This is a genomic window from Streptomyces flaveolus, assembly GCF_000716535.1.
GTDB classification, from domain to species: Bacteria; Actinomycetota; Actinomycetes; order Streptomycetales; family Streptomycetaceae; genus Streptomyces; species Streptomyces flaveolus_A.
Window position 1 is genome coordinate 1 of the sequence record NZ_JNWV01000091.1, and the last position, 6,521, is coordinate 6,521.

5 protein-coding genes and 2 pseudogenes are annotated in these 6,521 nt (G+C 66.4%); 2 read left to right on the top strand and 5 right to left on the bottom strand.

All coding sequences use genetic code 11. The features are described from left to right. Window positions 1-631 (top strand): annotated as a pseudogene (ilvC, locus tag OO52_RS45035) (ketol-acid reductoisomerase); the annotation flags it as partial. A gap of 163 nt (window positions 632-794) precedes the next feature. Here ilvC and OO52_RS45040 read toward each other — a convergent pair. The 5 genes from OO52_RS45040 to OO52_RS45060 form a co-directional block, all read right to left on the bottom strand. Then, the gene (locus tag OO52_RS45040) at window positions 795-1,787 is read right to left on the bottom strand and encodes a Dyp-type peroxidase (RefSeq protein ID WP_051819142.1); all 993 of its coding nucleotides are present in this window, start codon (window positions 1,785-1,787) and stop codon (window positions 795-797) included. Window positions 1,788-1,825: 38 nt separating this feature from the next. Then, on the bottom strand, window positions 1,826-2,650 hold the full coding sequence (locus OO52_RS45045) for a hypothetical protein (RefSeq protein WP_030659175.1): 825 nt from the start codon (window positions 2,648-2,650) through the stop codon (window positions 1,826-1,828). A gap of 34 nt (window positions 2,651-2,684) precedes the next feature. Continuing rightward, complete coding sequence (locus OO52_RS45050; RefSeq protein ID WP_234340019.1) at window positions 2,685-3,551, bottom strand: SDR family oxidoreductase; 867 nt, start codon at window positions 3,549-3,551, stop codon at window positions 2,685-2,687. A gap of 52 nt (window positions 3,552-3,603) precedes the next feature. Beyond that, a complete protein-coding gene (locus OO52_RS45055; protein ID WP_030659179.1) occupies window positions 3,604-4,059 on the bottom strand; it encodes a VOC family protein in 456 nt (151 codons plus the stop codon). Between the two features lie 199 nt (window positions 4,060-4,258). Continuing rightward, on the bottom strand, window positions 4,259-5,470 hold the full coding sequence (locus OO52_RS45060; protein WP_030659182.1) for a serine hydrolase domain-containing protein: 1,212 nt from the start codon (window positions 5,468-5,470) through the stop codon (window positions 4,259-4,261). 799 nt (window positions 5,471-6,269) lie between these two features. Between OO52_RS45060 and OO52_RS50570 the strand changes: the two are divergent. Then, a pseudogene (locus OO52_RS50570) lies at window positions 6,270-6,521 on the top strand (GNAT family N-acetyltransferase); the annotation flags it as partial.

The following is a 6,521-nucleotide window of genomic DNA, read 5'->3' on the forward strand; positions in this document are numbered from 1 at the left end:
GAACCTGAAGGACGGCGACGCGCTGTTCTTCGGCCACGGCTTCAACATCCGCTTCGGCTTCATCAAGCCCCCGGCGGGCGTGGACGTCTGCATGGTCGCCCCGAAGGGACCCGGTCACCTGGTGCGCCGTCAGTACGAGGAGGGGCGTGGTGTGCCCTGTCTCGTGGCCGTGGAGCAGGACGCCTCCGGCAACGCCTTCGCGCTTGCCCTGTCGTACGCCAAGGGCATCGGCGGCACCCGCGCCGGCGTCATCAGGACCACCTTCACCGAGGAGACCGAGACGGACCTCTTCGGTGAGCAGGCCGTGCTCGCCGGTGGTGTCTCCGCGTTGGTGAAGGCGGGCTTCGAGACGCTGACCGAGGCCGGTTACCAGCCGGAGATCGCCTACTTCGAGTGCCTGCACGAGCTGAAGCTGATCGTGGACCTGATGTACGAGGGCGGCTTGGAGAAGATGCGCTGGTCCATCTCCGAGACCGCCGAGTGGGGCGACTACCTCACCGGCCCGCGCATCATCACCGACGCGACCAAGGCGGAAATGAAGAAGGTCCTCGCCGAGATCCAGGACGGCTCCTTCGCCCAGAACTGGATGGACGAGTACCACGGCGGCCTGAAGCGGTACAACGAGTACAAGAAGTAAGGGTGACGCGACCCCGCACCACCCGCTCGGTTCGAGCGCTCCAGGCAGTGTGGGGACGGGCGGTGCGCATCTTGTTCGGGAACATTTCCGAGGAAGAGGCAAGCACCACGCCCCAGGGCAGGGCGAAGAACTGGACGGGCGTGCAAGCTCCGGCTCATCAGTCGTGTCGCTCGGTCGGTGGAGCAGCGCAGGTCTCAGGGGCCGGCGGGTCGGGCAGGTCCTCCATGAAGTCCGCGGACGGCGTGAAGAACAGGGAGCCCGTGACGGAAGTGGAGAAATCCAGAATACGGTCGTGCGACGCTGACGCCGTGCCCAGGAACATGCGCTCCAGCATCGTCTCCGTGACCTCGGGAGTGCGCGCGTAGCCGATGAAATAGGTACCGAACTCCCCACGGCCCACGGATCCGAAGGGCATGTTGTCACGGAGGATTTCACGCTCGTTGCCGTCCGAGTCGGTGATCGTGGTGAGTGCGACGTGCGAGTTCGCCGGTTTGGCGTCGTCCGCGAGTTCCACGTCGGACAGCTTCCGGCGACCGATCGCCTTCTCCTGTGCTTCGACCGGCAGGGCTTCCCACGCGTCGAGGTCGTGCAGGTACTTCTGCACGACGACATAGCTGCCGCCTGCGAACCAGGGGTCTTCCTCGCCGACGAGCACGGCCGTGTGCGCCGCCGGCCCCGTCGGATTCTCCGTGCCGTCGACGAAGCCGAGCAGGTCACGTTCGTCGAAGTACTTGAAGCCATGCACCTCGTCCTGGACCGTGACCGCTCGGCGCAGCCGGGTCATGATTTCCGTGGCGAGCGCGAAGCACAGGTCCAGCCGCGAAGCGCGGATGTGGAACAGCAGGTCGCCAGGGGTGGCGACGGCTCGGTGCACCGGACCGTCCAGTTCCCGGAAGGGATGCAGCCTCGCCGGACGCGGTCCGGCGAACAACCGGTCCCAGGCGTGCGAACCGATGCCGGTGACACAGCTGAGCCTGCCGTCGGGCTGGGCACGGAACCCCACGGCCCGTTCCAGTGAACCGAGATCTGACAACAGCTCGCGAACGGTGGTCTCGCCACCGCTGTCGATCGTCACGACCAAGAAGATCGCCGCACTGGTCAAGGGAGACAGAACCATCTGAGGCACCGGTTCTGCGACGTCTCCGGACATGCATCATCCCCTCTCATCCACGTCGATAACAGATGACCTCAGCGCCAGTAGTCGCTCAGACGGTCGGTGCGGAACGTTTCGCGCTCCTCGCGCCGGGTCAACGGACGTGGAGTCGCGGCGGCATTGATCGCCTGGAAGGCGCTCTCACTGAGTACGCCTTGGGAGTACAGCTCCTCCAGGAGCTTGGCCAGCGCATCGGTGTTCGCGGCGGCCCTTTCCATGGTCCGCTCGAGTTGCGGTTGGTTCACGAGGGCGAGAGGAGAGGGTGCCGCTTCGTTCCCGCCCCCGGCGGCGATCAATTCCAGGTGGTGACGCCGGGCCCCGTCCCCGCCCCACTCCCACAGGCAGCGTCCGAAGCGCATACGCAGAGGTGTGTCACTGATGCCTCGACGGGTGACGTCGTAGAGCGCGTCAGGGTCCCTGAGAAGCTTTTCCAGATGTTCGTCGTCCTCGCCGGTGACTTCCGTGACGAGCGTCACCATGACGGTGTTCTCGTCGGCCTCCTCTTTGTACTTGGCCGGAGTGAGGCTCAGTCCTTCGATCTCCAGAGCTGAGGGTTCCAGGACTTCGGCCTCCTGGACCTCCATCCTGTAGATGTAGATCTCGGGTCGGCGTCCCCGGGAGGTCGCGGTCCAGCCATCCAAGACGCGCCAGGCCGCGTCAGTACCTCGAAGGGGCCTTCCTTCGTTGGCGGCAGCAGCCTCCAGTTCGGCGTCCAGTTCCTGGTGCCGCTCATCCGGAACGTGAAGCTCCAGGGCGAAACGGCGCAGCGGCCGGCCACTGTGGACGGAGGTGGCGGGGGGCAGCTCCACGGCCGCGAGTTCGCGGACCGCTCCGAGCAGGCGGAGTTTCAGTGACGTCATCAGCGGCTCTCTTCCATGCCGTATGCCAGGTCTTTCATCCCCGAGAAGGGCCGTCGTCGGACGATCCGTGACGCGGCCTGCAAGCGTCGTCCGGGGGCAGGCCGCTGCCGCGCCTCTCGTGGCTCTCCCGCGCGGGGCGGCTGGTGGACCATTCCCGGTAGCTCGTCCGCGCGATGACGGCGTCGGCACCAGGAAGTAGATCTTTGGGCCCAAGACGCGCGCCGAAGAAGGGGCTCTGGATGTCCGTGAAGACACGGCGGTACTCCGCTTGCGCAGAGAGGGCGGTACGCACGAAGGCGTCCAACCTGAACTGCTCGGGGCCGGCGATCTCGCGGACGCCGATCAGCGGGCGGGACACGGCGGTGTGGGCAAGCAGGGTGGCCACGTCCGTCAGGGACACTGGCCGCACGTCGACCGGCGGCACCCACACCATCCGGTCGTAGGTTCCTGCGGTCGCCATGTCCTCGACCGACTCGAACATCTGCGTGGAACGCACTATGGAATAGGCGATTCCAGACCGCTGGATCATGACTTCCTGCGCCTGGAGGGCTCGGAAGACACCCTCACTCCTTACACGGTCCACACCGACCACGGAAAGGGAGACATGGTGTGTGACACCAGCGGCCGTCTCGGCCTGGAGGAGGGCGCTGGTGGAAAGTCGCCATGATGCGGCGAGGGCTTCCTCGTCCATCACAAGACCGTGATCATCGGTGATCCCGGCGCCCAGGGACAGTTGGTGAGAGAGGTCGATCACTACCGAGCAGTCGCGCAGAGACCTGGCGATCTCTTCTCGGGTGAGCGAGTCGAATCCCTCGGCTGTCGAGATCAGGTCGACCTCGTGTCCGTGGTCCCTGACCGACAGCGCGGTCTCGGCGCCCAGGAGCCCGCCGTCGTCGAACACGACGACCTTCATTCGGAAACTCCCCTGTACCGACGGGGCCGCGTCGCGGCGCTCAACTGGACCCTGCCGGAGTGGCCGCCTGGATCCCTACGAGCAAACCCGTGGACTGGCCCACCTCGATGAGGTAGCCGTCGGGGTCGCGGAAATAGCAGCGCAGCTCGGATCCGCGGTCGACGGGTTCCGTGAGGAAGTCGGCCCCATTCGCGGCAGCATGCGTGTAGAAGGCCGCGATGTCGGCCACGCGCACATTGAGGAAACCGGAAACACGTGCACCATCCTGGGGTGCTTCCAGTGTGACCCCCGGTTTGTCGGGGGTCGGACCGCCGCCGGGGTTCATGATGATCCAGGTGTTGGCGACCTTGACGATCGCCGGGTTCTCCTCCATCACGACCTCGCCGCCGAAGACGTCGGCGTAGAAGCGCCGGGAAACCGCGACATCGCGCACAGTCAGGAAGTGCGTGAGGAGGAGGCCCTGTTGTGGTGCGGGGAGATCCCCATGAGGTGTCATCGTCCGTCATCCCTTCATGGCCCATGTGGCTGAGGGGTTTGACCGAACAGGCACCCGATCTGTGACACCGGCAGTCGTCCGGTGGACCGCCTGAGAAACCACACCACGCACACGGGCGAGTGTCCGCGGCGCCGGCCTGCGTAGGCCGGCGCCGCGGCGCCCAGTGGCGACCAGGTCACCTCACGGACGTGTGGGAGACTCAGTGACGGACGATCTGGGGGGCGATGTCTTCGGTGAAGGCCTCACCTCCGGAGCGGGCGACCTTGCTGCTCTTGACGGGGTCGACGCCGCAGAACGCCGCCTCCAGAGTGCCGGCGAGGACGGTGTTGACGGTGCCGTTGTTGGACGTGTTCGCCATCGACGTCATGCTGCGCTTACCGTCGGCGGTCGTGAAGGCGTACGTGTAATAGCCCTGCACGGTGCCGGTGTGACCGTAGACCGTCACGCCGCAGGAAAGCTTCCTGGCCCGCAGGCCGAGTCCGTAGAACTGGGTGCCGTCCGCGTTCACCGGGACCATGCTCATCATCTCCTGCAACTGCGGCTCGGGGACGAGCTTGCCGGAGACGAGCGCCGCGAAGAACCGGTTCAGATTCGCCGAGTTAGAGATCACCGCTCCGGCGGACTGGGCCCAGGAGACGGTCTGCTCGGTGGAGTCCACCAGCGGCAGCGTGGTGTCGTCGTCTCGGACGTAACCCCGCGCGTAGGAGCCGGCGATGGTCGTCTGCGGATGCACGTAGGAGGTGTTCTTCAGGCCGAGCGGCTGGAAGATCCGCTGTTCGTACTGCGTGGCCATCGGTACTCCGGTGACGTGCTCGATCAGCTGGCCCAGCACCACGAAGTTGGTGTTGGAGTAGCTGTACGCGGCCCCCGGCTGGTTGGTGGGCTGGTGCGCGGTCGAGAGGTCGATGAGTTCCTGGAACGTGAACACCTTGTTCCGGACCGCCTCGAAGCCCGGGACGGTGTGGTAGAACATGTCGTTCGTGTAGTCCCACAGGCCACTGCGGTGGCTCAGCAGGTGCCGCACGGTGGTGCGATCGTCCGGCAGCGGCTTGGGAAGGTAGTCGTTCGCCGGTGCATCCAGGTCGACGCGTCCCTCGGCCACGAGCTGCATCAGCACCACGGTGGTGAAGCTCTTGCTGACGCTGCCGACGCGGAACCTGCGGTCGGCGTCCATCGCGGTGCCGGCCGCGGTGTCTGCCTTCCCCATGGCGATCCGGTAGCTGGAGGCCCCGGAGTCGATTCGGGTGAGCGCGCCGGGCGCCCCGTAGGCCATCGCCTGCTTCTGCACGGCGAGCACACCCGTGACCGACGGGTTCGGAAGACTGGTGGTGGTGGCACCGGCGGGCGTCACGGCCAATGTGGCCATCACAGCGGTACCTGCGAGCACGACGCTCGCGTTTTTGATGCGCATCCGATTCTTTCTGACGTGATCGGGTGAAGACGCTGAAAGCGATCTACGGGCTGTAGGACGGTCCCTGACAAGGGACGTCGCTGATCCTCGCTCCGGAGGACAGTCATGGGCCGGAGAGCGCTGGCCAAACCATAACGCACACGCTGGACACAGTGGCAAAGGAACGACCGGAGTGGCAGGCGGACGAAACGACTCCCCGAACAGGCCCTGAACGCCGAGCGTTACGGCCTGACAGTCGCAGGGTCCTGATGCTCACCATCGTGACGTTCGCGGGGTCACCACCCTGTCCCGGGCCGGCCCAGACTACGGCCAGGCGTTGACGCTCAAGGGGTTCCAAGTGACCGTTTTCGGCGGGGAGTTCGCGGCCGGCGCGGCTCTGGTCGCCGAGGTGTGGTTCCTGCTCAGCGCAGCGGCCGGGTCCCGGGATCCGGTCACAGCTCCTGACGGTAGCCGGGGCTTGGCCGTCCTCGGGTACCCCGCCGTCTTCAACCACGCCGGACCCGGCGGCGCCTGGTGCCCTGACGGTCGTCGGCTATGTCTGCGCCCGGTATCCGCATACGCCTGGACCGGCCTTCGCGCGACGTTCGTCCGCGGCGTGCGGGGCGCCGGCCGGTACGGACGCCTTCTGATGTCCTGGTGATCGTCGGAGTACTGTGGCTCCCGGGGGGCTGCCGACCGCCTTGGGTTCGGTCCTGGTGAGCATCGCGTCGTCCCCGACCTCTCGCCCGGGAGCCATATCGCGTACGGGACTGCACGCACGGGCCCCGTCAGACAGCAGATCCGCGAAGTAAAGAAGGCCGTGTTCATGGTGCATGCAGCAAGGGCGATCGGCACGCCACACGATGACCAGGGGCAGGCCCGGGAGGCTGCCCAGGACCCCGGCTTGCTGCTGTCCGTGTTCGCCAATTTCCGTCAGTACCTCATGGGGTGGGACGCGGAGAGCCGTCCGGGACCCGTTGTCGATCAGTTCCGCAGCGGGCTCGCCACCCCGCAGTTCAACGGCGTGGTACGCCTGCGGTCCACGGCCGTGGCCGAGCCGGCCGTGGCGGCC